The organism is Agrobacterium sp. 22-226-1 (genome assembly GCF_053522345.1).
In genome coordinates, this window is the sequence record NZ_JBNWCP010000001.1 from 322866 (window position 1) to 347956 (window position 25091).

Genomic DNA, 25091 nt, shown 5'->3' on the forward strand with positions numbered 1-25091 from the left:
CATCGAAAAGGCTGCGGGGAAATCCGTTCCCGCAGCCATTTTGCGCAGAAAGACCTGTTATGAAGATCATCCAGATCACCGACACCCATCTCGTACCCCCCGGCATTGCTGTAAACGGCGTCGACCCGGAAAAGCAGCTGCGCGCGGCGGTGGCCGATATTGTCGAAAAACATGCCGACGCCGATCTTCTTGTGATGACGGGTGATCTCTGCAATTACGGCGAACCGGAAGCCTATGAGCTGCTTCGCGACATCCTCGCGCCCGTCTCGATCCCCGTGCAGTTGATGCTCGGCAACCACGACCGCCGCCCTGAATTCGTCGCGGCTTTTCCGGAACAGCCGCGTGACGATAACGGCTACATCCAGTCCTTCATCGATACCGAATTCGGCCGGCTGCTGTTTCTCGACAGCCATGAGGCCGATGTCATCGGCGGCATATATGGTGCGGATCGTCTGGCATGGCTGGAGAGTGCGCTGGAAAGCGCGGGCGACCTGCCGGTGACGGTGTTCATTCATCACCCGCCGATGGATTGCGGCATCCGCCATTTCGAACATATCGGCATGCATGATGACGGTGCTGTCATGCGCCGTCTCGCCGCTCATCCGGCCGGTATACGTCATATCATTTTTGGCCATATCCATGTGCCGATGGCCGGTACGACCGCCGAAGGCATCGCCTACAGTTCCGGTCAGGCCTGCGCCCACCGTTTCATCACCGATATCGATGTTGTCGATCCGCTGTGGACGGGCGGCAATCCCTGTTACCGGGTCATAAACCTCGGCGCATTCGGTCTGCGTGCCTATGATGCGGAAGCGGGGCAGGTCGTGCTCGGTCAGGCGCCTGTCTGCGAAGGTCCCTGACACCGGACGTTTCCGTGTTGCACGGAGATGACCTTCGCCTCGTCGCCTGTTGCCGGTGGTGAGGGAGGGGTTTTTGACGATTGCAAGGCTGCGGCGGTGAGAAGACCCCGGTGGCCTGTCGCGCCGATGCGCCACTTCTGGTTTGTTGAACGGGATGTGATGGATCGAAACCATGGTTCCGTGCGCACCCTTGATCTATGTCAGTTTCATCGATGAAACTGCACGCCATAGTCGCCGAAAGGTGGCCAGCCGAATGCCGTGCCATCGTGATGACAGATCATGGAGAATTGCATGCTTGAAAAGCGTATCCGCAACGCGTCCCTCTTGAACAGGATCGTCAGCGCCGAAGAGGCTGCCAGTCTCATTCAGGACGGCATGACGGTGGGCATGAGCGGCTTTACGCGCGCCGGCGAAGCGAAGGCGGTGCCGCTGGCGCTGGCCGAGCGCGCCAAGACGAACCCCATGAAAATCACCCTGATGACCGGCGCCTCGCTCGGCAACGATCTCGACAAGACCATGGTGGAGGCGGGCATGCTGGCGCGCCGCATGCCGTTCCAGTCCGATCCGGCTTTGCGCAGGGCGATCAATGACGGCAAGGTGATGTTCATCGATCAGCACCTTTCCGAAACGGTCGAGCAATTGCGCGGCGGTCAGATCCACGGGGTCGATATCGCCATTGTCGAGGCTGTGGCGATCACGGCGGAAGGCGGCATCGTGCCAACCACTTCCGTCGGCAATTCCGCAAGCTTCGCCATTCTGGCCGACAAGGTGATCGTTGAAATCAACCTGTCGCAGCCCGAGGTGCTGGAGGGGTTGCACGACATCTTCATTCCCGCCAGACGCCCGACCCGCATGCCCATTCCGGTTGTGGCGACGGATAGCCGTGTTGGCCTGCCGTTCATTCCGGTGCCCCCGGAAAAGATCGCCGCCATCGTGCTGAGTGATAAGAGCGACAGTTTTTCGACGGTGCTGCCGCCGGATGACGAGACCAAGGCCATCGCCGGCCATCTCACCGAGTTCCTGTTGAACGAGGTGCGTCATGGCCGCATGACCCATGAGCTCCAGCCGCTCCAGGCCGGCATCGGCACCATCGCCAATGCCGTGATGCATGGTTTCATCGATACGCCGTTTCAAGATCTCAAAATGTATTCGGAGGTCCTGCAGGATTCGACTTTCGAACTGTTTGATGCGGGCAAGCTCACCTTCGCCTCCGGCTCGTCGATCACCCTGTCTTCCGCCATGAACGAGCAGGTGATGCCGCGACTGGCGGAATATAAGAGCAGGCTTATCCTGCGGCCGCAGGAGGTCAGCAACCACCCGGAAGTCATCCGCCGCCTTGGCATTATCGGCATCAACACGGCGCTGGAATTCGATATTTATGGAAACGTCAATTCCACCCATGTCGGTGGAACGCACATGATGAACGGCATCGGCGGCTCGGGGGATTTCGCCCGCAACGCCTATATGTCCATCTTCGTCACCAAATCGATCGCCAAGGGCGGGGCCATTTCAAGCGTCGTGCCGATGGTCAGCCATGTCGATCATACCGAACATGATGTCGATATTCTCGTCACCGAAATCGGGCTTGCCGATCTGCGTGGGCTGGCGCCTCGCGAGCGCGCGGCGGTCATCATCGCGAACTGCGTGCATCCTGATTATCGCGATGCGCTGACGGATTATTACCGGCGGGCGGCGGCGCGGGGTGGACACACGCCGCATCTCATCGAAGAAGCGCTCTCCTGGCATGCGGCTCTGCGCGAAAGGGGCACGATGCTGCCGCAGAAATAGGCCTGCATTTTAGAAGGCGCCCCGTTGCCGGTGTGACAGCAGCGCAATTGGGTCCGTTTGGACACACCGGGGCGGAAATTGTCCGCTCCTGTGCTGTGGTTGCTGGCGCGTCTGTTCCGCCTCCGGTAGAAAATCCTCTCCCCCGGCTGCTGTCCGGCTGCCTCTGGGTTGTAGGAGAGTAACGTGATGCCCATTCGCTTCGTGGCCATGATCGCCATTGTCGCCCTGCTTGCCGGCTGCGGGGGGCGTCCGATTGGGGTCATGACGCCGACGGGGCAGACCGTAGCGGGAACCACACCGGTCAATCTTCTGGTCGCCACCACCCGCGCGCCATCGGAAAACGCTGCCGTGCTTTTTGGCGGCGAGCGTGGAACGGGTCTGAAGGTGGATGCGGTGACGGTTTCCATTCCGCCCAATGCCAACCGCAAGGTCGGGCAGGTGCAATGGCCGAAGAAACTGCCGCCGAACCCGCTGAAGGATTTTACAACGGTGGCGGTGGAGCCCATTCGCTCCGAAGCCGAGACACGAAGCTGGATCGGCAAACATATCCAGAAGGACCGCCGCGTGCTGGTCTTCGTACATGGTTTCAATAACCGTTACGAAGAATCCGTCTATCGTTTCGCCCAGATCGTTCATGATTCCGGCACGGATGTCGTGCCGGTGGTCTTCACCTGGCCGTCGCGGGCAAGCATTTTCGACTATAATTACGACAAGGAAAGCACCAACTACTCGCGCGATGCGCTGGAAGAGATGCTGACCCGCCTCGCCAAGGACAAGTCCATCGGTGAGGTCACGGTCATGGCCCATTCCATGGGCACCTGGCTTGCGGTGGAGGCGCTGCGCCAGATGGCCATTCGCAATGGCCGCGTCGATCCGAAGATCGGCAATGTCATTCTCGCCGCGCCGGATCTTGATGTGGATGTGTTCAGCCGGCAATTCGCAAGCCTCGGCAAAACCCCGCCGAAATTCACTCTGTTCGTTTCGCAGGATGATCGCGCTCTTAGCCTGTCGCGCCGCATTTCCGGCAATGTCGATCGTCTCGGCCAGATCGACCCATCCGTCGAGCCCTATCGCAGCGAGCTTGAAAAAGCCGGCATCACTGTTCTGGATTTGACCAAGCTGCAATCCGGCGACCGCCTGAACCATGGAAAATTTGCCGAAAGCCCTGAAGTTGTCCGGCTTATCGGCGACCGCCTTATCGCCGGGCAGACGGTAACGGATTCAGATGTCGGTCTGGGTGAGGCGCTGGGTGCCGTCAGCATCGGCGCTGCGCAAACCGTTGGGACGGCGGCGAGCGTCGTTGTCAGCGCGCCGATTGCGGTGTTCGATCCGCGCACGCGTGAAAATTACGGCAGGCAGGTGGAACGGCTCGGCCGATCCGTGGAAAATACCGTCGGATCGGTGGGCGATACCGCCGGTTCCGTGGTGGACGATCAGGCTGTTCAGTCATCGAGAGTGAATTGCGAGGCGGTCGCCAACCGAAATCGGGCGGAATGCCGTAGCCGCTAAATCGTGATTAAAGGGGCGACTTCGAACTTTCCGCGTTTTCGAGGCCGCACCCTTGTAGATTTGTATACAGCTTGTATTTTTATCTGTATGGTCGGGTCAACAACCCAACTTCCGGAGTAGACCCCCATGCGTTGGAAACGCACCCTCCAGCTTCTCGATGTCCATTGCGAAGGCGAAATCGGCCGTGTCGTCACCGGCGGCGCGCCGAAAATTCCCGGCAACACGGTGGCCGAACAGCTTCACTGGATGAATACCGATCCGCAGGGTGAGACGCTTCGTCGCTTTCTGACACTGGAGCCGCGCGGCACGCCGATGGGATCGGTCAATCTTCTCCTGCCGCCGAAGCACCCGGATGCGCACGCCGCTTTCGTCATTCTCCAGCCGGATCAGGCGCATGCCAGCTCCGGTTCCAATTCCATCTGCGCGACGACGGCGCTGCTGGAAAGCGGCATGGTGGAAATGCAGGAGCCGGAAACCGTCATCATCCTCGAAACGGCCGCCGGTCTGGTCAAAGCCACGGCCACCTGCCGCGATGGCCGTTGCGAAAAAGTCAAGCTGACCATGGTGCCGTCCTTCGTGCATGAGCTGGATGTCAGCATCGACACGCCCGAATGGGGCAGGGTGACGATGGATATTTCGTACGGCGGCATCTTTTATGCGCTGGTCGATGTCCGCCAGATCGGCCTGACGATCGAAAAGGCCAATGCGGCAAAACTGGTCTCGGCGGGCATGATCCTGAAGGATCTGGTCAACCGTGAAATGACCGTCGTTCATCCGGAAATCCCGGCCATTTCCGGTGTCGCCTATGTCATGTTCCGCGATGTGGATGCGGATGGCTCCATCCGCACCTGCACCACCATGTGGCCGGGCCGGGCGGATCGCTCGCCCTGCGGCACCGGCAATTCCGCCAATCTCGCCACGCTTTATGCGCGCGGCAGGGTGAAGGTGGGAGACGAGTATAAATCTCGCTCGATCATCGGTTCGGAATTCGATGTCGGCCTTTCCGCCGTCACCGAGGTGGCGGGCCGCCCGGCCGTCATCCCCACCATTGCCGGGCGCGGCTTCACCTTCGGGCTGCATCAGGTGGGTCTCGATCCGTTTGATCCGCTGGCCGATGGTTTCGCCATGACCGATGTCTGGGGGCCGGAAGCGGGCAACATCTAAGGCACGCTTTAAAAAAATGACATTTACAGCCGCCGGATGGACTTTGGCGGCTGTTTTCCCGCGGCAAAAGATGCTAAGCGGGCGCCAATTCCGTCATGCTCCGAGGTATCCCGATGAAGTCGCTCACCCTGCGCCGCCCTGATGACTGGCACCTGCACCTGCGTGATGGGGCAATGCTGGAAGGGGTGATCGGGGATACGAGCCGCCATTTCGCCCGCGCCATCATCATGCCGAACCTGGTGCCGCCGGTCGTCACCACGGCCGATGCCCGCGCCTATCGCGAGCGCATCGTCAAGGCAATTCCGGCGGGTGATCGTTTCGAGCCGCTGATGACCCTCTATCTGACCGAGGACACGCAGGCCGACGATGTGGAAGAGGGCAAAAAAAGCGGCCTCATCACTGCCGTAAAGCTCTACCCGGCCGGTGCGACCACCAACTCCCATGGCGGTGTGCGCGATTTCAACAAGGCCATGCCGGTTCTGGAACGCATGGCGAAGATTGGCCTGCCGCTCTGCGTGCATGGCGAGGTGACGACGCCGGAAGTCGATATTTTCGACCGTGAGAAGGTGTTCATCGATACGGTTCTGGAGCCTCTGCGCCAGCGCCTGCCGGAACTCAAGGTGACGATGGAACACATCACCACCCGCGATGGCGTGGATTACATCAAGTCGTCCAAGGCCAACATCGCCGGCTCCATCACCACCCACCATCTCATCATCAACCGTAACGCCATTCTCGTCGGCGGTATCAAGCCGCATTATTATTGCCTGCCGGTCGCCAAGCGCGAGGAGCACCGGCTGGCGCTGCGGGCTGCCGCGACTTCGGGCGATGCACGCTTCTTCCTCGGCACGGATTCCGCTCCGCATGTGGACCCGCTGAAGGAATGCGCCTGCGGCTGCGCCGGCATCTATACCTCGATCAACACCATGAGCTGTCTCGCCCACGTCTTTGAGGATGAAAACGCCCTCGATAAACTGGAAGCCTTCGCGTCGCTCAATGGCCCGGCCTGGTATGGGCTGGTCCCGAACGAGGAGACCATCACGCTGGTCAAGCGCGAGGAAGCGGTGGCTTTTCCTGAAAAAATCGAGACGGGCGCCGGGCCGGTCACCGTGTTCGATCCGATGTTCCCGCTCCATTGGGATGTGAGTTGATTTTTTAGTAACCGCCGGCACTGCCGGCGGTTTTGTTATGGTCCCCAGGCATTCGCCCTTCGGCGTCGCCTGCGGATGCCTGCAATGCTGAACCGAGATGTTGTGCTTTCCGAAAACCGATCCGGGTTTTCGGAGCGATAAACCAAGGCCGAAAAAGGAGAACGCCTATGAACCATTTCACATTCACTGACCGCGCCGTCGTTGCGGAACTGGTTGCGAAGATGTTGTGGGAAATCAAGGCGGTTCACTTCAATTCCGAAAGCCCATATACCTTCGCTTCGGGCATGAAGAGCCCGGTCTATATCGACATGCGCAAGCTCATCTCCTTCCCGCGCATCCGCTCGGCGGCGATGGATTTTGCGGCGGCGGCGGTGATGCGTGAGGCCGGTTTCGAGAAGTTCGACTGTGTGGCAGGCGGCGAGACGGCGGGCATTCCCTTCGCCGCTTTCCTTGCCGATCGCCTCGGCCTGCCGATGATCTATTGCCGCAAGAAGCCGAAAGGCCATGGCCGCAACGCCCAGATTGAAGGCCATATGCCGGAAGGTGCACGTGTTCTCGTCATCGAGGATCTGACGACGGCCGGCGGCTCGATGTTCACCTTCATTGACGCCATCCGTGCGGCGGGCGGTATCGTGGATCACGGTATCGCGCTGTTTTATTACGGCATCTTCGAAGAGGCTGAAGCGCGCTTCGCCAATGGCAATGTCAAGCTGCATTACCTGACCACCTGGCGTGATGTTCTGGCCGTTGCCCGGGCTGAAAAACTGTTCGATGAAAAGACCCTCTCCGAGGTCGAAGCCTTCCTCGATAACCCGCTGCCATGGTCGGCAAAACGCGGCGGTGTCAGCGAATTGCCGCAATCTTAATTTCGGATGCGGCCAGCCCGGTTTTGCGGCTGGCCTTCCGATCGATCTTCGTCTAAATCGATTTAAGTCCATTTGATTTGCTGTTTTGAGGAGGACCGTAATGATCCTGTGTTGTGGTGAAGCCCTGATCGACATGCTGCCCCGGCAGACGACGCTGGGTGAGGCGGGTTTTGCCCCCTATGCAGGCGGAGCGGTCTTCAACACGGCGATTGCGCTGGGGCGTCTCGGTGTTCCATCCGCCTTCTTCACGGGCCTTTCCGATGATATGATGGGCGATATCCTGCGCGAAACCCTGCGCGCCAGCAATGTCGACTTCAGCTATTGCGCCACCCTTTCGCGGCCGACCACAATTGCCTTCGTGAAGCTGGTGGATGGCCATGCGACCTATGCCTTCTACGACGAAAACACCGCCGGCCGGATGATTACCGAGGCGGAGCTTCCGGCACTGGGCGCGGATTGCGAGGCGCTGCATTTCGGCGCGATCAGCCTCATCCCGGAGCCCTGCGGCAGCACCTATGAGGCGCTGATGACACGCGAGCATGAAAGCCGCGTCATCTCGCTCGATCCGAATATCCGCCCCGGCTTCATCAAGGACAAGCAGTCCCACATGGCCCGCATCCGCCGCATGGCGGCCATGTCGGATATCGTGAAATTCTCGGATGAAGACCTTGCCTGGTTCGGGCTGGAAGGAGATGAGGACACGCTTGCCCGCCACTGGCTGCACCATGGTGCGAAACTCGTCGTCGTCACCCGTGGCGCCAAGGGCGCGGTGGGGTATAGCGCCAATCTCAAGGTTGAAGTGGCTTCTGAGCGGGTGGAAGTGGTCGACACTGTCGGCGCGGGTGATACCTTCGATGCCGGCATTCTCGCCTCGCTGAAAATGCAGGGCCTTCTGACCAAGGCGCAGGTTGCCTCGCTGACGGAAGACCAGATCAGGAAGGCTTTGGCGCTGGGCGCGAAAGCGGCCGCTGTCACCGTTTCGCGGGCTGGCGCGAATCCGCCCTTTGCGCATGAAATCGGTTTGTGATGAGCGCGGTTGAACCATTTTGAAAAGGTGGTTCAACACTCTTCCCGGTGCTAAAGCCGTAAAAAACCGTTATTTCGATATTATGAAGCTTGTGTCCGCTGTTTTTTCACGAAACAAGCATCGCATGAGCGTTCCCAAGTCCCATCCTTTCGATTTCGACCCGACCTATGGCATGCAGCGCGAGCAGCTGCTGGCCATCACCCCGCCCGAAGCGCCGCCGGGCTTCGATGATTTCTGGAAAAAGCGCTATCGCCGCGCGCTCGCCACGGATCCCCGACCGGTGCTGCGCAAGAGCAGGCTCAGCGACCCCCGCTGGCACGTCCTCGATATAACCTACACCTCCACCGGCGGTTTTCGCATCGGCGGGTGGCTGCTTTTGCCGCGCGAAGGGCAGGTGCGCCGTGGCCTCGTTGTCGGCCATGGTTATGGTGGGCGAGGGGAGCCCGATTTCGACGTGCCGGTGGAAGAAACAGTCGTGCTGTTTCCCTGTTTTCGCGGGCTTTCGCTGAGCGCCTGTCCGCCGATTTCGTCCGACCCCGCCCTTCATGTTCTCTATAATATCGACAGGAAAGACGATTACATCATCGGCGGCTGCGTCGACGACCTGTGGGTTGCCGTTTCCACGCTCATCAGCCTCTATCCGTGGCTGGAAGGGCAGGTGGGTTACAGCGGCATCAGTTTCGGCGGCGGCATCGGTGCCCTGGCCATCCCTTTCGACGAGCGCATAGACCGCGGCCATCTTGTCGTGCCCACATTCGGACACCGGCCGTTCTGGCTGACGCTGCCGACCGTCGGCAGCGCGGATGCGGTTCAGACCTATCAGAAAACCCATGCCAACCTGCTTGAGACGCTGCGCCTGTTCGATGCCGCCAGTGCCGCCACCCGCATAAAAGTGCCGATGCTGGTCGCGCCCGCACTTTTCGACCCTGCGGTCGCGCCGCCCTGCCAGTTCGCGGTGGCCAATGCGCTGCCACAATCAAAATTTAATGAAATATTCATCCTCGACGCCGGGCATTTCGATTACCCTGACAGCGCATCGCAAGATGCGGTCCATAAGGACAAGGTCAGACGGTTTTTCAAGGTGCCATGAAACGCGAATATCTCCGCTGGTATAGTCAAAGGCTCCATCGCGACATGGAGCTGTTAATATTCGGACATTCCGGCGCCAGGGTGCTGATGTTTCCCACCCGCGACGGGCGTTTCTTCGAATACGAGGAACTGGGCCTTGTCGGCAGTCTGGCCGACAAGCTGGAGGCGGGCCACCTTCAGCTCTATTGCATAGAGGGGCTGGCCAGAGAGACCTTCTATGCGGCCGGGCATCATCCCGCCGATCGTATTCGCCGCCATGCAGCCTTCGAAGAGTATATTCTGAACGAAGTGCTGCCGCTAATGGCCGAGAAAAATCCGAATAGTGATACGATCGTGCAGGGCTGCAGCCTGGGTGCGTTTCAGGCCGCCAGCCTCGTCTTTCGCCACCCGCATCTTTTTTGCAAGCTCGTCGCCTTTTCCGGCCGTTATGACCTGACGATGAAGGTGGAATCCTTCGGCGACCTGTTCGATGGCTATTACGACGACGATGTCTATTTCCACATGCCGAGCCATTTCCTGCCGGGCCTTGCCTGCCCATGGCGGCTCGATAGCCTGCGGCGTATCGACATGGTCTTCACCATCGGCGATGCCGATCCGTTTCTGGACAACAACCATCACCTCAGCCGGGTTCTGTCGGAGAAGCAGGTGGGGCATCGGATGCATGTCTGGGATGGTCGCGCCCACCGGGCGGGCGCGTGGCGCAAGATGGCGGCGCTTTATATTTGAGCGGCCACATTAAAAAAGCCGGAGGTGTCTCCGGCTTTTTAGATCGAGGGCGTAACGACCCTCAGCCCGCCAGTCCCGCCAGCGCTTTCACCAGCCCCTGGGTCGAGCTGTCATGGCCGGCCGCACTTTCCTTGCCTTCAACGACGGGAAGCAGCCCGGTCGCCAGTTCCTTGCCAAGCTCCACGCCCCACTGGTCGAAGGAGTTGATGCGGAACAACACGCCTTCGACGAAAACGCGGTGCTCGTAGAGCGCGATCAGGCGGCCAAGCGCAAAGGGTGTCAGCTTGTCGTAGACGAAGGTGATGGAGGGGCGGTTGCCGGTGAAGACGCGATGCGGCGCGATGAAATCGGCGAGTTTGTCTTCCATGCCCTTGGAGGTGAGCTGTGCTTTCGCTTCGGCAAGCGTGCGGCCCTTCATCAGCGCTTCCGATTGCGCCAGGCAATTGGCGATGAGAAGCTGGTGCTGATGGCGCAGTTCGGGCTCGAAACCGTTGGCGGCGATCATGAATTCGGCCGGAATGACGCTCGTGCCCTGGTGGATGAGCTGGTAGAAGGCGTGCTGGCCATTGGTGCCGGGCTCGCCCCAGACGACCGGACCGGACTGGCCTTCGACGGGCGTGCCGTCGATGGTCACGCCCTTGCCGTTCGACTCCATGTCGAGCTGCTGCAGGTAGGCCGGGAAACGCGACAGGCGCTGATCATAGGGCAGGATCGCCCGGGTCGGATAATTCAACACGTTGCGGTTATAAAAACCGATGAGGCCGAGCAGCATCGGCAGATTTTCGCGGATCGGCGCTTCGCGGAAGTGCCTGTCCATGGCATGCGCACCATCCAGGAACTTGCCGAAATTATCCGGCCCGATGGCGATCATCAGCGGCAGGCCGATGGCCGACCAGATCGAATAACGTCCGCCAACCCAGTCCCAGAAACCGAAGATGCGGTCGCTTTCGATGCCGAAGGCCGCAACCTTTTCCAGTGCGGTGGAAACGGCGGCGAAGTGATGCTTGACGGCTGCCTCACCCAGTTTCTCGGCGATGAAACGGCGCGCGGTGGCGGCATTCGTCATCGTCTCGATGGTGGTGAAGGTCTTCGACGCGACGATGAACAGCGAGGTTTCCGGGTCGATCAGCTTCAGCGTGTCGGCGATATGAGCGCCATCGATGTTCGAGACGAAATGCGCGCGCGGGCCGTCATGGAAAGGTGCGAGCGCCAGCGTCGCCATGACTGGGCCGAGATCGGAACCGCCAATGCCGATATTGATGACGTCGGTAATCTTCTTGCCGGTCGCACCCTTGAGAGAGCCGGAGCGGATCGCATCGGCAAATTTGCCCATGGCGGTGAGAACGGCGTTCACATCAGGCATCACATCCTTGCCGTCCACGAGAACCGGCGTATTGGAACGGTTGCGCAGTGCAGTATGCAGCACGGCGCGGTCTTCGGTGAAGTTGATCGCCTTGCCCGAGAACATCTCCTCGCGCTTGGCCTCGACGCCGCCTTCGCGTGCGAGCTGTTCGAGAAGCGTGACGATCTCTTCGTTCACGGCGCATTTGGAATAGTCCATCAGCAGGTCATCGAATTTGGCGCTGAAACGGCTAAATCTCTTGTCGTCGGCCGCAAAGGCGGCGCGAAGATCGGTTGCGGCTGTGCTGCTCGCCGTTGCTTTCAGTTTTTCGATGGTGGCCTGCATCTCGTGCTCCTCGGCTTCCGTGGAAGGATGAGGAAACTATTCTTTTTCAGGCGGCCAAATCAAGGCGACTTTGATAAAAGAAAAGGGCCGGGATGAAAGAAAGAGCCGGTCGCCCGGCTCACCCCATTGCGCGAGACAATCAGTTCAGATTGCGCAATTCGCGCCGCAAGATTTTGCCGACATTCGATTTCGGCAACTCGGTGCGGAACTCGATGATTTTCGGCCTTTTGTAGTTCGTCAGGTTCTTGGCGCAGAAGGCCTTGAGCTCGGCTTCCGTGAGCGACTGGTCCTTCTTGACGACGAAGAGTTTGACGGTTTCGCCGGAATGTTCATCCGGGACACCGATGGCGGCGCATTCCAGCACGCCCGGATGGCTGGCGGCCACCTCTTCTACTTCGTTCGGATAGACGTTGAAACCGGAAACGAGGATCATGTCCTTCTTGCGGTCGACGATCTTGGTGTAACCGCGCTCGTCCATGAAACCCATGTCGCCGGAACGGAAGAAGCCGTCGGCGGTCATGGCTTTTGCGGTTTCATCCGGCCGCTGCCAATAGCCGGCCATGACCTGCGGCCCGCGAATGCAGATCTCGCCGACTTCGCCTGTCGGCAGGCTGTTGCCGTCCTCATCGCGAATATCGATTTCCGTCGAGGAGATGGGCAGGCCGATGGTGCCGCTGAATTCCGTGGAATCGAGGCGGTTGACGGTGGCGACCGGGGATGTCTCGGACAGGCCGTAGCCTTCGGCAATCGGGCAGCCGACGATCGAAAGCCAGCGTTCCGCAACAGGTCTCTGCACGGCCATGCCGCCGCCGAGAACCAGAATAAGCGACGACAGATCGAGCTTGCGGAAATCCTCATTGTTCATCATCGCGTTGAAAAGCGTGTTGATGCCGGGGAAGATATGCGGCTGATAATGCGTCAGCTCCTTCACGAAGCCGGGAATGTCGCGCGGATTGGCGATCAGCAGATTGTGACCGCCGAGCGCAATGCCCATCAGCGAATTCACCGTCAATGCGAAGATGTGGCAGAGCGGCAGGGCGCAGATGAAGTTGAGAACTTCCGGACGGTCCTTTCGGCCATTGAAAGCGGCGTCCAGCCACAGGCTGATCTGAAGCTTATTGGCCAGAAGATTGGCATGGGTGAGAACCGCACCCTTGGATACGCCGGTTGTGCCGCCGGTATATTGCAGGAAGGCGATGTCCTGCGCCGTGAGGCTGACCGGCTTCAGCGAAAATCCCTGACCTTCCTTCAGCATGGCCTTGAAGCTGATGGAACCGGGGATGGTGTAGGCGGGCACCAGTTTCTTGACCTTGCGAACCACCAGATTGACGATATGTCCCTTCAGGCCGAGGAGATCGCCCATCGCCGCGACGACCACATGCCGCACCGCTGTTTTCGGCACCGCCTGCTGGGCCACATGGGCGAAGTTTTCCAGAACGAAGATCGCCTTTGCGCCGGAATCCTTGAGCTGATGTTCCAGCTCGCGCGGTGTGTAGAGCGGATTGACATTGACCACGATCATGCCCGCCCGCAGGATCCCGTATACCGCGACGGGATTTTGCAGGATATTCGGCATCATCACGGCAACCCGGTCGCCTTTTTCCAGCCCTCTGGATTGCAGCCAGGCAGCGACCGCGCGGGTTTCAGCGTCCAGTTCCCGATAGGTCAGGGACTTTCCCATGCTGGAAAAGGCCTTGCGGTCGGCAAATTGCGCACAGCTCTTTTCGAGAAGTTCGACAAGGGAGGCATGGGCGGATGCGGGGATTTCGGAAGGTACGCCCGGCGGATAGGATGCCAGCCAGCGCTTCTCTGCGCTGACGTTTTCCGGGTGTCCCAGGGACAGTTCACTCATGCTTCTCCTCCCAGAGTCTTTGTCGCGCCGCGCATTTTTTGAAACGCGTGAAGGGCGCTTTCGGCTGCCTGATGTTCACGAAGCTCCCGCATTCAGCCGGCCCCAATCGGCCGGGTTGAGGGAACTCCCTGTGGCGTCACCGGATCGACCGCTCCTCTCGCTCCCCGGTGACGAATGATAGACGCGTAATCCCTTGACGTCCATCTCGTCGGCAAAGCCTATTTAACTCTAACGTAAACGTCAATATTGCTGCCGCACATCTCGCCAACTCGTGAAGGGAAAAGCATTTTGCCCGGCTTTTTTGACTTTAATCCTGATTTGAGCGATCAACATAATTCGCAAAGCAGGGCAGGATTGGAAATGGCAGGCAGGGCAGCGCTGGAACTGAAATCGGTCGGGAAGAGATTCGGCGATACGGAAGTGCTGTCCGATATCGATCTTTCCGTCGAACGCGGCGAAATCATTTGTCTGGTGGGACGCTCCGGCTGCGGAAAATCGACCCTGCTGCGCATCGTGGCGGGCGTGGAGACGCCGGACCATGGCAGCGTTTCCCTGAACGGGGCTGTCGTTGCTGGCCCCGCTGTTTTCATCGAGCCGGAAAAGCGCAATATCGGTTTTGTCTTTCAGGATTATGCGCTGTTTCCGCATCTGACCGTCGAGCAGAATGTCATGTTCGGCCTTCGGTCTTTGCCGAAGGTGGAAGCCCGCCGCCGCGCTGCAGAAATGATCGAACATGTTCACCTGCAGGAACTGGCGAAACGTTATCCGCATACGCTTTCGGGCGGCGAGCAGCAGCGTGTGGCGCTCGCCCGCGCGCTTGCCCCGCAGCCTGGCCTGCTCCTGATGGATGAGCCCTTTTCCAATCTGGACAGGGGATTGCGCGACAGCGTGCGCGAGGAAACGCTCGGCCTGTTGCGGCAACTGGGCACGACGGCGATCATGGTGACGCATGATCCGGAAGAGGCGCTTTCCGCAGGTGACCGTGTGGTTCTGATGCAGCGCGGGCGCATCGTGCAGAGCGGCACGGGTTACGAAATCCACGATCATCCCAAAACCCGCTATGCCGCCGATTTTTTCTGCGCCTTCAACAAGATCGAAGGCCGGGTAAGACAAGGCCGCGTCGAAACGCCGCTCGGGCTTCTGGGCGATGCGTCCGATCTGCCTGACGGTCTCGCCGCCGTTGCCTATGTTCGCCCGAATGCGATTTCGATCATCGAGGACGGTGCGGCGAAAGAAGGATTTGCCGGCGAAATATCGAGCCGTGTGTTCCTCGGGGAGATCGAGCAGCTTGGCATAGCCGTGCCCGGACTGTCGGCCGATCTGCGTGTCAGGACAATGCAGCGTACACCCGCCCGGACGACGGCGGTGCGCTTCGGTATCGATCCCAAGGGAGTGCTGATATTTACTGCAAGTTGAGTGAGCGGATTTGTATGTTTATTTCCGCTCCATTTTCAACTCTTGGTGATCGAATCCGCGCGAAAAACAGAGAAATAAAACTTGATTTGGGTCATCAGGTATGATGTCTGCTCCCTCTATATTGCCGCTATCGGAGAGGGAGACAAAACATGACGAAATTTACCAGATTTGCCCTGCTTGCCAGCACGGTTGCCTTTGCAGCCGGAACGGCTAGCGCTGCGGAGCTTAACATTTACACCACCCGCGAACCGGGCCTGATCCAGCCGCTGCTGGAATCCTTCACCGCCTCGAGCGGCGTCAAGGTCAACACCGTGTTCCTGAAGGACGGCCTTGCCGAGCGCGTTCTGAGCGAGGGCGCAAGCTCGCCTGCCGACGTTCTGATGACGGTGGATGCCGGCAACCTCGTCGATCTCGCTGAAAAGGGCGTCACCCAGGCGGTCGAATCCGAGACTCTCACGAAGGCTATTCCGGCTGAACTTCGCGACGCCAAGGGCCATTGGTTCGCGCTCTCCATGCGCGCCCGCGTTCTTTATGCGGCGAAGGATGTCGATCTCGCTTCCTTCAACTATGAAGATCTGGCGGATGCGAAGTGGAAGGGCAAGGTCTGCATTCGCGCCGGCCAGCACCCCTATAACACGGCGCTTTTTGCCGACTACATCGCCCATTACGGCGCTGCGGACACCGAAAAGTGGCTTGCCGGCGTCAAGGAAAACTTGGCCCGCAAGGCAGGCGGCGGCGACCGCGACGTTGCCAAGGACATCCTCGGCGGCATTTGCGATATCGGCATCGCCAACTCCTACTATGTCGGCCTGATGCGCTCGGGCAAGGGCGGCGAGGAGCAGGTGAAGTGGGGCGACGCCATCAAGGTGGTGCTGCCGACCTTCAAGAATGGCGGCACGCAGGTCAATATCAGCGGCGCGGCTGTGGCCAAGAATGCTCCGAACAAGGCGGAAGCCGTCAAGCTGCTGGAATATCTCGTCTCCGACGAAGCCCAGAAGATCTATGCTGAAGCCAACTACGAATATCCGGTCAAGCAGGGTGCGGCTCTCAACGAGATCATCGCTTCCTTCGGCACGCTGAAGATCGATAACAAGCCGCTCACGGAAATCGTCTCGCACCGCAAACAGGCGAGCGAGCTGGTCGACAAAGTCGGTTTCGACAAGTAAGGGCCAATCAGCGATAACATGGTGGAAGGCGTTCGCATTTGCGGGCGCCTTTCCGCGTATTTTCTAAAAGCACATGAATCCAGACGCCATCCAGCCATTGACACCTCGTGCCCGAGCCAGGTTTTCATCCTCCTTCTGGTGGCTGTGCCTCTCCGTGCTGGCGGTTTGCGGCGCTATGGTGCCGGTTCTGGCGCTTGTATCGCAGGCGTTGCAGGGTTCTGAAGGCCTGTGGGCGCATCTCGGCTCGACCGTGCTCTGGACGGCGCTTCCGGATACGGCGATCCTTCTCGCCGGGGTCGGGCTGCTGGCCGGTGTCGTCGGAACCTATGCCGCCTGGCTGGTCACCGCCTATGATTTTCCCGGCCGCAAAATATTGGAATGGGCGCTGCTGCTGCCGCTGGCCATGCCCACCTATATCGTCGCTTACGCCTATCTGGATATTCTGCATCCCATCGGACCGGTGCAGGGCGCGATCCGCTGGCTGCTCGGTTATTCCAGCCCGCGCGAATTTCGCCTGCCGGACATAAGGTCCATGACGGGCTGCATCGTCCTTCTCGGCTTCGTGCTGTTTCCCTATGTCTATATTCCCGTGCGTGCCATGTTCCTGACGCAGGCGGGCAACCTGCTGGAAGCGGCACGAACGCTCGGCGTCTCCAGACGCGCGGCTTTCTTCAAGGTGGCAGTGCCGCTGGCGCGACCGGCGATTGCGGTCGGCATCAGCCTTGCCCTGATGGAAGCGCTGAATGATATAGGCGCATCGGAATTCCTCGGCGTCCGCACGCTCACCGTTTCCGTCTACACCACCTGGGTCACGAAATCCGACCTGCCGGGTGCGGCGCAGATCGCGCTTTCCATGCTGTTCATCGTTGTCGCCCTCGTAGCGCTGGAGCGCTGGGCGCGGCGCAAGCAGCGTTATGCCGTTTCGGCGCAGAAAAGCAGGGAACTCGAGCCGCTGCGACTCAACGGCCTGAAGGGCTGGGCCGCTTTCGTACTGGGAGGCCTGCCGGTCCTGATCGGCTTTGTGGCACCGGCCAGCTATCTCGTCATCGAGGCATGGAAACGGTTCCGTTTCAGCGGCCTGTCCGCCCGCTTTGCCGAGGAGGCTCTGAACACCATCGTCTTTGCCGGGCTGGCGACGGTTATCACCCTTATCCTCGGCCTTGCGGTTGCTTACGCCATGCGCCTTGCACCGGGCCGTCTCTCGCTCTGGTCCTACCGGCTTTCAACGGTCGGATATGCGGCCCCCGGCACGGTCATCGCCATCGGCGTGCTGATCGCGCTTGGCGGCTTCGACCGGTTTGTCGACCAGACCATGCGTGACTGGTTCGGCATCTCTACCGGCCTCATTTTCATCGGCAGCGGCGCGGCGCTGATCTATGCCTATTCGGCGCGTTTCCTCACCATTGCGGCGGGCGGCGTGGATGCCGGCCTCAGCCGCATACCGCAATCCTTCGATCACGCCTCGCGAACGCTCGGGCGATCCGCGACGCAGACATTCCGCCAGATTCATCTGCCGCTATCCAAGGCGTCGCTTGCGGCAGCGGCGCTGCTGATCTTTGTCGATTGCGTCAAGGAGCTTCCCGCCACGCTCCTGTTGAGGCCGCTGAATTTCGAAACCTTCGCTACCCATCTTTATGGCGAAGCGGCGCGCGGCACCTATGAGGAAGCGGCAATCGCAGCGCTGGCAATCGTCGTCATCGGCATGCTTCCGGTCATGCAGCTTGCAAGGATCGGCCGGCGCAAGGGCTGATATCGAAGCCCTGTCCGATAAATGACGGGCGCAAAACTGTGCGAGAGGCCAATAAGCTTCAAATCCCGCCAGAAAACGACAAGCATCCTGCCTTAATCCTGATGTAAATACTCAGCTTAATTGAGGTGCCGCGGCCTGTCGAATTTGGACATCGGCCGCGATCTGTTTCGGGGCATATCTTGAAAAATTTGCATGGGATGTTTTTGAGCCGTCTGGCTTTGGGCACGGCCGCCGTTGTTTTGCTGGCGCCAGCGATGGGCCACGCACAGGACACGACCGTTCTGCAGCAGATTACCGTTGAAGGGCAGGGCGCGGAAAACGCGACGGGTCCGGTCCGGGGTTATGTTGCGAAGAAAAGTGCGACCGGTTCGAAAACCGAGACGGAAACCAGGGATATTCCGCAATCCGTATCGGTCGTCGGCCGCCAGGAAATGGATGACCGCGGCGCGGTGACGAAAATTGACGAGGTGCTGCGTTACACCCCCGGTGTGACGGCGGAGCCCTTCGGCACCGACCCGGACACGGACTGGATTTACATCCGTGGTTTTCAGGCCACCCAGACCGGCGTGTTTCTGGATGGTCTGAACCTGTTCAGCTACGGTTTCGGCGGTTTCCAGATGGATGCCTACGGTCTGGAGCGCGTGGAAATTCTGAAAGGCCCGGCCTCGGTGCTTTATGGCGGCGCCAATCCCGGCGGTATCGTGCAGATGGTCCGCAAGCGCACGCAGGATGAGCCGGTGCGCGAAACGGAAATCGGCATCAATAATTTCGGCAATGCCTTCTTCGGCTTCGATCTCGGCGACAAGGTCGATGGTGAAGGCGTGTGGAAATACCGTGTCACCGGCAAGGTCTCCGGCGGCGACAATTACACCGATTATTCCGAGGATTTGCGTGGCTTCATCATGCCGCAGATCACCTTCGAGCCGGACGCGCAGACGAGTGCCACGCTCTACGGCTATTTCTCGGCGCTCGATCAGGTTCATATCGGCAACGGCTTCCTGCCCTATGTCGGCACCGTGGTCGACGCGCCCTTCGGCAAGCTCGACCGCAAGGCCTTTTATGGCGAGCCGGATATCGACAATGGCCGCGTCTACCAGTCCATGGTGGGTTACGAGGTCAGCCATGAATTCGACAATGGCTGGAAGATCAGCCAGAACGCCCGTTATGGTCACCTCTACAAGCACGAGACCGGACCCTATGCCGGCGGCTGGGCCAATACAGATGCAAACGGCCAGCCGATACTCGATGCCACCACCAACGACTATATGTTGACCCGCTTCGGTTACGATGGCGTGTCGAAAGTCGACAGTTTCGGCGTGGATAACCGGGTCGAAGGCCAGTTCGATACCGGCGCGGTCAATCACTCCCTGCTTTTCGGTCTCGACTATAAATATTACCGGCTGGACCAGGTGCAGGCCTGCTGCGGATCGAATGCAATCGGTGCGCTCAACCCGGTCTATGGCTCGACGCAGGGAACGAATTTCGTTTATGCCGACAATATCGTGACCCAGCAGCAGATCGGCATCTACGCGCAGGACCAGCTGCGTTTCGGCGATGGCTGGCTGGTCACGCTGAATGGCCGTTATGACTATGTCGACACCGAGCTGAACAACAGGCTCCCTGCGGGCCTTTCCCGCCGCTCGAATGACGATGCACTGAGCGGCCGCGCCGGTCTCGCCTATGAATTCGACAATGGCCTGACACCCTATGTCTCGGCCGCCACTTTCTTCAATCCGCTCATCGATACGCTTGCGGATGGCACTCCCGCTTTGCCGGAAGAGGGACACCAGTTCGAGGCCGGCATCAAATATGAGCCGACCTTCTTCGACGGCAGCATCACGGCCTCCGTCTTCAAGCTGGTGAAGGACAATGCCATCGTTTCCTATACGGCCGGTGGTGTGACCACGAGCGGTCAGTTCGGGCAGGTGGAATCCACCGGCTTCGAGCTGGAGGCCAAGGCCAATCTCACCGACAACTGGAAGGCGCTCGCCTCTTATTCCTATACGGATCTCGAGATTACCCGCGATGCCAATCCCAATCTGATTGGTAAATCGCCATGGATCGTGCCCGCCCACACCGCCTCGCTGTGGCTGGACTATGCCTTTACCACAGACGCGCTGGAAGGCCTCAGCCTCGGCGGCGGCGTGCGGTATCAGGGCAAGTCCTGGGCGGATGAGGCAAATACGTTGCGCGTTCCGGATGCTGCCGTCTTCGACGCCGCAATCCGCTATGAGAAGAACGACTGGACCGCATCGATCAACGTCGCCAATGTCTTCGACAAGGAATATGTGAAGAGCTGCGCCGGCGTCTCCGTCTGCGGCTGGGGCGATAGCCGCACCATCACCTTCAAGCTTTCCAAGAAGTGGTAAGGCTTGGCTGAAGGCCGGCAGTTGCGGGGAAAGCAGTTTGCCACTATAAACATGAATAGATTTATCATGTTTATAGTGGCGCCATGGCGCCCTGCGGGATCGAGAGGCCATGGCTTTCCGCGTGCGGATGGAAAATGAGATCGAGGGTTTTGCCGTCATCGGCGGGCCGCGCTCGCGGGTCTGGAACGGCATCGTCGCCGATCTCTGGGATGTGCGTTGCGCCCCGAAGGCCGGCGGCCGTTATGTCGGCAAGGATCCGCGTTTCGTTTTCCTGCTGGATATGGACGGGACGGATGACGGCCGGTTCATGATGAACCGCTGCCGTCGCAACAATTACGGGTCGTCCAAGGCGAACCGTATTTCCTTCGTGCCCGCCGATCTGGACGTGCATGCCGAACTGAGCAACGTCTCCTTCGTGCGCCACCTCGATCTGCATTTCGATGCGGGATTGCTGGGTGCCCGGCTGGTGCAGGGCTTCGATCCGCACAGCCTGCTCGATCCGCATCTGATGTTCGAGGATGAGCGCCTGCTGGCGCTGGCGCGACTGATTGCCGCCGAATGCGACAATCCCGATCCGCTGCATGACCTTTATGGCGAAAGCCTCGTGCTGGCGCTATTGACGGATTTTCTGAAAGTGAAGCGGGAGCCGGTCAAAAAACGCAGCAAGCTCGCCGCATGGCAGTTGAGAGCGGCGACGGATTACATCCGCGAACATTGCCTGCGGTCGATCCGGCTGGAGGAACTTGCGGAACTCACCAACCTGTCGCAATCGCATTTCAGCCATGCCTTCAAGGCCTCCACCGGCGTGCCGCCCCACCAATGGCAGATGCAGGCGCGCATCGATCACGTCAAGGAACTGATGATGCGGACCGACATGGCGCTGACCGACATCGCCATTGCCGCCGGGTTTTCGGATCAGGCGCATTTCTCCCGCGTCTTTCGCAAGATGGTCGGTGTTTCTCCCTCCATCTGGCAGAAAATCCGCCAATAAAGTCGTTTTCGTTCCATTCTCCTTCAAAAAAATTCCCGCCGCAGCGCCTGAAACGCCGCGGAACGAATTGTCCGTCGAGGGGTTTACCAGACATGACACAAACGAGGAAAATCAAGGAGGAAAGGCAGATGATGCATCAGGAACCCCGCGCCGGACAGGACCCCTATGTCAAGGATACGCCGAGCCTGATCGCCAGCGACAAGGTGGAAGGCACCCGTGTTTACGGCGCCGACAGCAAACATATCGGCTCGATCCAGCGCATCATTCTGGAAAAGCGTGGCGGGCGTGTGGCCTATGCGGTCTTGAGCTTTGGCGGCTTCCTCGGCATCGGTGACGACTATTATCCGCTGCCTTGGGAAAAGCTGCATTACGACGAAGAACTCGACGGCTACCGCATCGATCTCACCAAGGAAGAGATCGAAAACGCGCCGCACTTCGCCAATCTCGATGATAATGACCTGCTGAACGCCAAGGACCGCAAGGTCTATGATTATTACGGCGTCGCACCCTATTGGATGTAACGCCCAGGGAAAAAGCGCTTCCGGCCGTTTGATCGCCGAAGCGTCGCAAATAAAAGAACGGCTCCTTTTCAGGAGCCGTTTTCTTTTGGGTGCGTCAATGCGGGTTTTTCTGCATCTCGGAAACCGCGTCGGTGAAGCACTTGCGCGCTTCTTCGGGCGATTTACGTCCGTCAAGGGCGGCACGGCAGGCGCTTCTCGCTCTCACGAAGCTCAATCCGCCAATTTTGGGCCAGCCTTCGGTCAATAATGTCAACGCTTCGAAGGGGCCGGCGATGACACTCTTGCCATTCGCCTCGAGATTGACCTCGACAGGCTCTGTCCATCTCTCGTTCTTCATCGTGCACCTCCCAGAGCAACGCGATCCCGAAATACACCCGACAGCGAAGCAACCCATGAACGCAGTCGTGTGTCACTGCTGCTTAGGATATGCGCAAGCGATCGAATTGACAACGGGGATCAACGGAAGCCGAAAAACGACAGGATCGCCAGAACGATGACGACGAGGCCGACGATGTAGATGATCTGATTCATGATTTTCTCCTTCGCTGATGTCATCACCATAACGTGAGGGAGAAGACGAGGTTCCAGCAGCAAATGAGAATTTAATCACGCACTAAAATGTTGCGGGCGTCCCATCGCCGATGAGAGCGTGTATCACCTCCGCAGGATCACCCAGATCGCGTGGATGATGCCGGGAACATAACCGCACAGCGTCAGGAGAATATTCAGCCAGAAATGCAGGCCGAGCCCGACCTGAAGAAACACGCCGACGGGCGGAAGGATGATGGCGATCAGGATACGAATGACGTCCACGATGACAGGCTTTCCAGTTGTTTATGACCTGCCGGAGAACGTGTGGTGGGCGGTTTGGTTTCAAAGGTTCTGGTTATCGCCGGAACGGGGCGAAGACTCATCCAGCAGCAGCAAGAACTTGCCTCGCGAACGCAAATCGATCGAACTTATGTATCGGGTATTGAGCGGCAGGTAAGAAACCCCACCATCACCGTGGTCGCAAAATTTGCTGAAGCGCTGAACACGACGACCGCCGACCTGCTGTGCAACAGCGGCGAATAAGAACGCCATCATCGATCGACGTAGATCACGATTCTAAGCGGCTTAGCCGATTATCGTTCGCCGCTTGCGTTCGACATCTCGTGTTTAGCTGCACGTGCAAGAAACCCGGATCGTGTCAGCCCTCTCGATTCAGCGAAGGCGTCAATCTCCTTCAGGACATCTTCCGGAAGCGTGATGTTGAGGCGAACGGATTTTTTGCTTTCTGTCCTGAGAGCGACGAGAATGGCGACGCCATCCCTGTTTTCAGGGGCAGCCATGACCGTATCGAGAGACGACGGTTCGGGAATCGCTTCCCCATCCTCGATCATGCCCTCAACATGGAGCGCCAGGGCTTCTTCCGCCATGCGGCGGGCATCGTCAAGATCGGTGCCGGCAGTTACGACACCGGGAAAATCAGGGAAGGAAACACCGTAATCGCTATCAGCGTCCTTGTGGATCAGCCCGATATAGTTACGCATTGTTTTCACCTCAGTTTCAGTCCGGATTGTTTTTCAATGCTTTTGAGCGTGCCTATCGGCAAATCCCGCTTCGGATGGGGAACGGTCACACGGCCATGTTTCGTAGGGTGTTTGAATTGAACGTGACTGCCTTTGGTGTTCACCTCGTACCAGCCGTCCGCCTTCAATACCGAAATGATATCGCCGTTCTTCATATGTGTATAAATACACATAATTATGTGAAAAGTCAACAATTGGCGGACTGCGAGAATAAACCTTCTGCCCTCTGCCGCGCGTAAAGACAGATAGAGACAAGGCTTGACAACCCAGCGCTTTGAAATGGATTTCTTATTTGGAAATGGTGCCGCTTACGTGACTCGAACACGTGACCCCGTCATTACGAATGACGTGCTCTACCAACTGAGCTAAAGCGGCCCGATTGTGACCCGTTTGTTGCGGATCAGCTTCATGGCGGGCTGATACAGGCAATGCTGACGGATTTCAAGCCTTGAATGTGCTGGTTTTGAAATTTCCGCAAAAAGCTTTGCCTGTCCATTGTTTGCCGGAGACGTCAGCCTTTCCCGCAGATGCGCTTTTTGGCCGTTTCATATTCATTTGCCAGACGATCGACGAGTGCCGCCACCGGCTCCACCGCCTTGACGGCGCCGATGCCTTGCCCCGCGCCCCATATGTCTTTCCAGGCCTTGGCGCCGCCGGAGACCGTTTCGAAGTCCATTTTCGAAGGATCGGCTTCGGGCAGATTGTCGGGGTCCATGCCGGAGGCGACGATCGAGCTTTTCAGGTAGTTTCCGTGTACGCCCGTGAAATAGTTCGAATAGACGATATCCTTCGCCTGCGCGTCCACAATCGCCTGCTTGTAGCCTTCGGAAGCGCGCGCTTCCTCGGTGGCGATGAAGGGGGAGCCGATATAGGCCATATCCGCGCCCATGGCCTGCGCCGCGAGAATGGAGCCGCCATTGGCGATGGCGCCGGCCAGCAGCAGCGGGCCGTCGAACCATTCGCGGATTTCCTGAACGAGGGCGAAGGGCGAAAGCGTGCCCGCATGTCCGCCGGCACCCGTCGCCACCGCGATCAGCCCATCCGCGCCCTTGCGAATGGCGGAGCGGGCATGGCGGTCGTTGATGACGTCATGCAGCACGATGCCGCCATAGGAATGCACGGCCGCATTGACCTCCGGTACCGCGCCAAGCGAAGAAATCACCACCGGCACCTTGTATTTCACGCAAAGGCCGAGATCGTGCTCCAGCCGTCGGTTGGACATGTGCACGATCTGGTTGACCGCGAAGGGCGCCGCCGGGCGCTCGGGATTGGCCCGGTTGTGAGCGTCAAGCTCCTCGGTGATCATTGCCAGCCACTCGTCGAGCTGGCTTTCGGGCCGCGCATTGAGCGCCGGGAAAGCGCCGATGACGCCGGCCTTGCATTGCGCCAGCGTCAGTTGCGGATGTGAAATGATGAATAGCGGTGATGCTATGACCGGAAGACGCAGATTGTCTTTCAGCACGGACGGTAGCATGTCTCCTCCCACGAATTACGTTTACGCGCACGTAAGTAAATATCGCGTTCAGCAGCAGATTGAAAGCGAAAACAGCGTGGCATTCGCCTCTCGAATCTGCGTTCGTAGCGCCAC

The 25091-nt window shown here is 59.1% G+C and carries 23 protein-coding genes and 1 tRNA gene; 16 read left to right on the plus strand and 8 right to left on the minus strand.

The window, feature by feature from the left end; all coding sequences use genetic code 11:
- Positions 1 to 59: 59 nt before the first annotated feature.
- From ACQZ5K_RS01615 to ACQZ5K_RS01655, 9 genes are all read left to right on the plus strand, one after another.
- Entirely contained in the window at positions 60 to 860 is an 801-nt protein-coding gene (locus ACQZ5K_RS01615; RefSeq protein ID WP_448739473.1) for a phosphodiesterase, read from the plus strand.
- 291 nt (positions 861 to 1151) lie between these two features.
- Positions 1152 to 2648, plus strand: coding sequence for an acetyl-CoA hydrolase/transferase family protein (locus ACQZ5K_RS01620; protein ID WP_448739474.1), 1497 nt, complete (start codon positions 1152 to 1154; stop codon positions 2646 to 2648).
- Positions 2649 to 2834: 186 nt separating this feature from the next.
- On the plus strand, positions 2835 to 4157 hold the full coding sequence (locus ACQZ5K_RS01625; RefSeq protein ID WP_269828426.1) for an alpha/beta hydrolase: 1323 nt from the start codon (positions 2835 to 2837) through the stop codon (positions 4155 to 4157).
- Between the two features lie 126 nt (positions 4158 to 4283).
- Complete coding sequence (locus ACQZ5K_RS01630) at positions 4284 to 5321, plus strand: 4-hydroxyproline epimerase (RefSeq protein ID WP_269830508.1); 1038 nt, start codon at positions 4284 to 4286, stop codon at positions 5319 to 5321.
- Between the two features lie 113 nt (positions 5322 to 5434).
- The gene (gene pyrC, locus ACQZ5K_RS01635; protein ID WP_448739475.1) at positions 5435 to 6472 is read left to right on the plus strand and encodes a dihydroorotase; all 1038 of its coding nucleotides are present in this window, start codon (positions 5435 to 5437) and stop codon (positions 6470 to 6472) included.
- A 167-nt stretch (positions 6473 to 6639) separates the two neighbouring features.
- Positions 6640 to 7338 (plus strand): orotate phosphoribosyltransferase, encoded by a 699-nt coding sequence (locus ACQZ5K_RS01640; RefSeq protein ID WP_448739476.1) that lies wholly within the window; start codon positions 6640 to 6642, stop codon positions 7336 to 7338.
- A gap of 100 nt (positions 7339 to 7438) precedes the next feature.
- Positions 7439 to 8365 carry a carbohydrate kinase family protein gene (locus ACQZ5K_RS01645; RefSeq protein WP_003520009.1) on the plus strand — a complete coding sequence of 309 codons (927 nt, stop codon included), beginning with the start codon at positions 7439 to 7441 and terminating at the stop codon, positions 8363 to 8365.
- A 124-nt stretch (positions 8366 to 8489) separates the two neighbouring features.
- Complete coding sequence (locus ACQZ5K_RS01650; RefSeq protein WP_448739477.1) at positions 8490 to 9455, plus strand: acetylxylan esterase; 966 nt, start codon at positions 8490 to 8492, stop codon at positions 9453 to 9455.
- Entirely contained in the window at positions 9452 to 10180 is a 729-nt protein-coding gene (locus tag ACQZ5K_RS01655; RefSeq protein ID WP_448739478.1) for an esterase family protein, read from the plus strand. Before ACQZ5K_RS01650 ends, ACQZ5K_RS01655 begins: the two co-directional genes overlap by 4 nt.
- A 61-nt stretch (positions 10181 to 10241) precedes the next feature.
- Here ACQZ5K_RS01655 and pgi read toward each other — a convergent pair whose 3' ends face one another.
- Positions 10242 to 11867: a glucose-6-phosphate isomerase gene (gene pgi, locus ACQZ5K_RS01660; protein ID WP_448737244.1), complete on the minus strand. Its 1626-nt coding sequence runs from the start codon at positions 11865 to 11867 to the stop codon at positions 10242 to 10244.
- A gap of 139 nt (positions 11868 to 12006) precedes the next feature.
- On the minus strand, positions 12007 to 13719 hold the full coding sequence (locus tag ACQZ5K_RS01665) for a long-chain-fatty-acid--CoA ligase (RefSeq protein WP_448737245.1): 1713 nt from the start codon (positions 13717 to 13719) through the stop codon (positions 12007 to 12009).
- Positions 13720 to 14079: 360 nt separating this feature from the next.
- Here ACQZ5K_RS01665 and ACQZ5K_RS01670 point away from each other — a divergent pair, with 360 nt between their 5' ends.
- The 6 genes from ACQZ5K_RS01670 to ACQZ5K_RS01695 all read left to right on the plus strand — a co-directional run bounded on the left by ACQZ5K_RS01670 (position 14080) and on the right by ACQZ5K_RS01695 (position 21932).
- The gene (locus ACQZ5K_RS01670; RefSeq protein ID WP_448739479.1) at positions 14080 to 15135 is read left to right on the plus strand and encodes an ABC transporter ATP-binding protein; all 1056 of its coding nucleotides are present in this window, start codon (positions 14080 to 14082) and stop codon (positions 15133 to 15135) included.
- A 149-nt stretch (positions 15136 to 15284) separates the two neighbouring features.
- Positions 15285 to 16301: an extracellular solute-binding protein gene (locus tag ACQZ5K_RS01675; protein ID WP_003503602.1), complete on the plus strand. Its 1017-nt coding sequence runs from the start codon at positions 15285 to 15287 to the stop codon at positions 16299 to 16301.
- Between the two features lie 73 nt (positions 16302 to 16374).
- Positions 16375 to 18051 carry an ABC transporter permease gene (locus tag ACQZ5K_RS01680; protein ID WP_448739480.1) on the plus strand — a complete coding sequence of 559 codons (1677 nt, stop codon included), beginning with the start codon at positions 16375 to 16377 and terminating at the stop codon, positions 18049 to 18051.
- A 179-nt stretch (positions 18052 to 18230) separates the two neighbouring features.
- Entirely contained in the window at positions 18231 to 20420 is a 2190-nt protein-coding gene (locus ACQZ5K_RS01685) for a TonB-dependent siderophore receptor (RefSeq protein WP_448739481.1), read from the plus strand.
- A gap of 109 nt (positions 20421 to 20529) precedes the next feature.
- Entirely contained in the window at positions 20530 to 21411 is an 882-nt protein-coding gene (locus ACQZ5K_RS01690) for a helix-turn-helix transcriptional regulator (RefSeq protein WP_448739482.1), read from the plus strand.
- Between the two features lie 128 nt (positions 21412 to 21539).
- Positions 21540 to 21932 (plus strand): PRC-barrel domain-containing protein, encoded by a 393-nt coding sequence (locus ACQZ5K_RS01695; RefSeq protein ID WP_020810556.1) that lies wholly within the window; start codon positions 21540 to 21542, stop codon positions 21930 to 21932.
- A 94-nt stretch (positions 21933 to 22026) separates the two neighbouring features.
- On the opposite strand, the gene ACQZ5K_RS01700 is transcribed toward ACQZ5K_RS01695, so the two are convergent.
- Both ACQZ5K_RS01700 and ACQZ5K_RS01705 read right to left on the minus strand, forming a co-directional pair.
- The gene (locus ACQZ5K_RS01700; RefSeq protein ID WP_003519998.1) at positions 22027 to 22269 is read right to left on the minus strand and encodes a DUF982 domain-containing protein; all 243 of its coding nucleotides are present in this window, start codon (positions 22267 to 22269) and stop codon (positions 22027 to 22029) included.
- Positions 22270 to 22586: 317 nt separating this feature from the next.
- Complete coding sequence (locus ACQZ5K_RS01705) at positions 22587 to 22745, minus strand: YqaE/Pmp3 family membrane protein (protein WP_020811433.1); 159 nt, start codon at positions 22743 to 22745, stop codon at positions 22587 to 22589.
- 45 nt (positions 22746 to 22790) lie between these two features.
- Between ACQZ5K_RS01705 and ACQZ5K_RS01710 the strand changes: the two genes are divergently transcribed.
- Positions 22791 to 23006: a helix-turn-helix domain-containing protein gene (locus ACQZ5K_RS01710; protein WP_448739483.1), complete on the plus strand. Its 216-nt coding sequence runs from the start codon at positions 22791 to 22793 to the stop codon at positions 23004 to 23006.
- Between the two features lie 50 nt (positions 23007 to 23056).
- Here ACQZ5K_RS01710 and ACQZ5K_RS01715 read toward each other — a convergent pair whose 3' ends face one another.
- From ACQZ5K_RS01715 to ACQZ5K_RS01730, 4 genes are all read right to left on the minus strand, one after another.
- Complete coding sequence (locus ACQZ5K_RS01715) at positions 23057 to 23464, minus strand: type II toxin-antitoxin system HicB family antitoxin (protein WP_448739484.1); 408 nt, start codon at positions 23462 to 23464, stop codon at positions 23057 to 23059.
- 5 nt (positions 23465 to 23469) lie between these two features.
- Positions 23470 to 23658, minus strand: a complete 189-nt coding sequence (locus ACQZ5K_RS01720; RefSeq protein WP_003519994.1) for a type II toxin-antitoxin system HicA family toxin — start codon at positions 23656 to 23658, stop codon at positions 23470 to 23472.
- Positions 23659 to 23802: 144 nt separating this feature from the next.
- Positions 23803 to 23878: transfer RNA gene (locus tag ACQZ5K_RS01725), tRNA-Thr, on the minus strand.
- A 136-nt stretch (positions 23879 to 24014) separates the two neighbouring features.
- Positions 24015 to 24977 carry an NAD(P)H-dependent flavin oxidoreductase gene (locus ACQZ5K_RS01730; protein ID WP_020811427.1) on the minus strand — a complete coding sequence of 321 codons (963 nt, stop codon included), beginning with the start codon at positions 24975 to 24977 and terminating at the stop codon, positions 24015 to 24017.
- Between the last annotated feature and the right edge of the window lie 114 nt (positions 24978 to 25091).

Bases quoted from the DNA above. Each gene is read 5' to 3' on its own strand.
- ACQZ5K_RS01615 (WP_448739473.1), top strand. From the start codon at position 60: ATGAAGATCATCCAGATCACCGACACCCATCTCGTACCCCCCGGCATT.
- ACQZ5K_RS01620 (WP_448739474.1), top strand. From the start codon at position 1,152: ATGCTTGAAAAGCGTATCCGCAACGCGTCCCTCTTGAACAGGATCGTC.
- ACQZ5K_RS01625 (WP_269828426.1), top strand. From the start codon at position 2,835: ATGCCCATTCGCTTCGTGGCCATGATCGCCATTGTCGCCCTGCTTGCC.
- ACQZ5K_RS01630 (WP_269830508.1), top strand. From the start codon at position 4,284: ATGCGTTGGAAACGCACCCTCCAGCTTCTCGATGTCCATTGCGAAGGC.
- pyrC (WP_448739475.1), top strand. From the start codon at position 5,435: ATGAAGTCGCTCACCCTGCGCCGCCCTGATGACTGGCACCTGCACCTG.
- ACQZ5K_RS01640 (WP_448739476.1), top strand. From the start codon at position 6,640: ATGAACCATTTCACATTCACTGACCGCGCCGTCGTTGCGGAACTGGTT.
- ACQZ5K_RS01645 (WP_003520009.1), top strand. From the start codon at position 7,439: ATGATCCTGTGTTGTGGTGAAGCCCTGATCGACATGCTGCCCCGGCAG.
- ACQZ5K_RS01650 (WP_448739477.1), top strand. From the start codon at position 8,490: ATGAGCGTTCCCAAGTCCCATCCTTTCGATTTCGACCCGACCTATGGC.
- ACQZ5K_RS01655 (WP_448739478.1), top strand. From the start codon at position 9,452: ATGAAACGCGAATATCTCCGCTGGTATAGTCAAAGGCTCCATCGCGAC.
- pgi (WP_448737244.1), bottom strand. From the start codon at position 11,867: ATGCAGGCCACCATCGAAAAACTGAAAGCAACGGCGAGCAGCACAGCC.
- ACQZ5K_RS01665 (WP_448737245.1), bottom strand. From the start codon at position 13,719: ATGAGTGAACTGTCCCTGGGACACCCGGAAAACGTCAGCGCAGAGAAG.
- ACQZ5K_RS01670 (WP_448739479.1), top strand. From the start codon at position 14,080: ATGGCAGGCAGGGCAGCGCTGGAACTGAAATCGGTCGGGAAGAGATTC.
- ACQZ5K_RS01675 (WP_003503602.1), top strand. From the start codon at position 15,285: ATGACGAAATTTACCAGATTTGCCCTGCTTGCCAGCACGGTTGCCTTT.
- ACQZ5K_RS01680 (WP_448739480.1), top strand. From the start codon at position 16,375: ATGAATCCAGACGCCATCCAGCCATTGACACCTCGTGCCCGAGCCAGG.
- ACQZ5K_RS01690 (WP_448739482.1), top strand. From the start codon at position 20,530: ATGGCTTTCCGCGTGCGGATGGAAAATGAGATCGAGGGTTTTGCCGTC.
- ACQZ5K_RS01695 (WP_020810556.1), top strand. From the start codon at position 21,540: ATGATGCATCAGGAACCCCGCGCCGGACAGGACCCCTATGTCAAGGAT.
- ACQZ5K_RS01700 (WP_003519998.1), bottom strand. From the start codon at position 22,269: ATGAAGAACGAGAGATGGACAGAGCCTGTCGAGGTCAATCTCGAGGCG.
- ACQZ5K_RS01715 (WP_448739484.1), bottom strand. From the start codon at position 23,464: ATGCGTAACTATATCGGGCTGATCCACAAGGACGCTGATAGCGATTAC.
- ACQZ5K_RS01720 (WP_003519994.1), bottom strand. From the start codon at position 23,658: ATGAAGAACGGCGATATCATTTCGGTATTGAAGGCGGACGGCTGGTAC.
- ACQZ5K_RS01730 (WP_020811427.1), bottom strand. From the start codon at position 24,977: ATGCTACCGTCCGTGCTGAAAGACAATCTGCGTCTTCCGGTCATAGCA.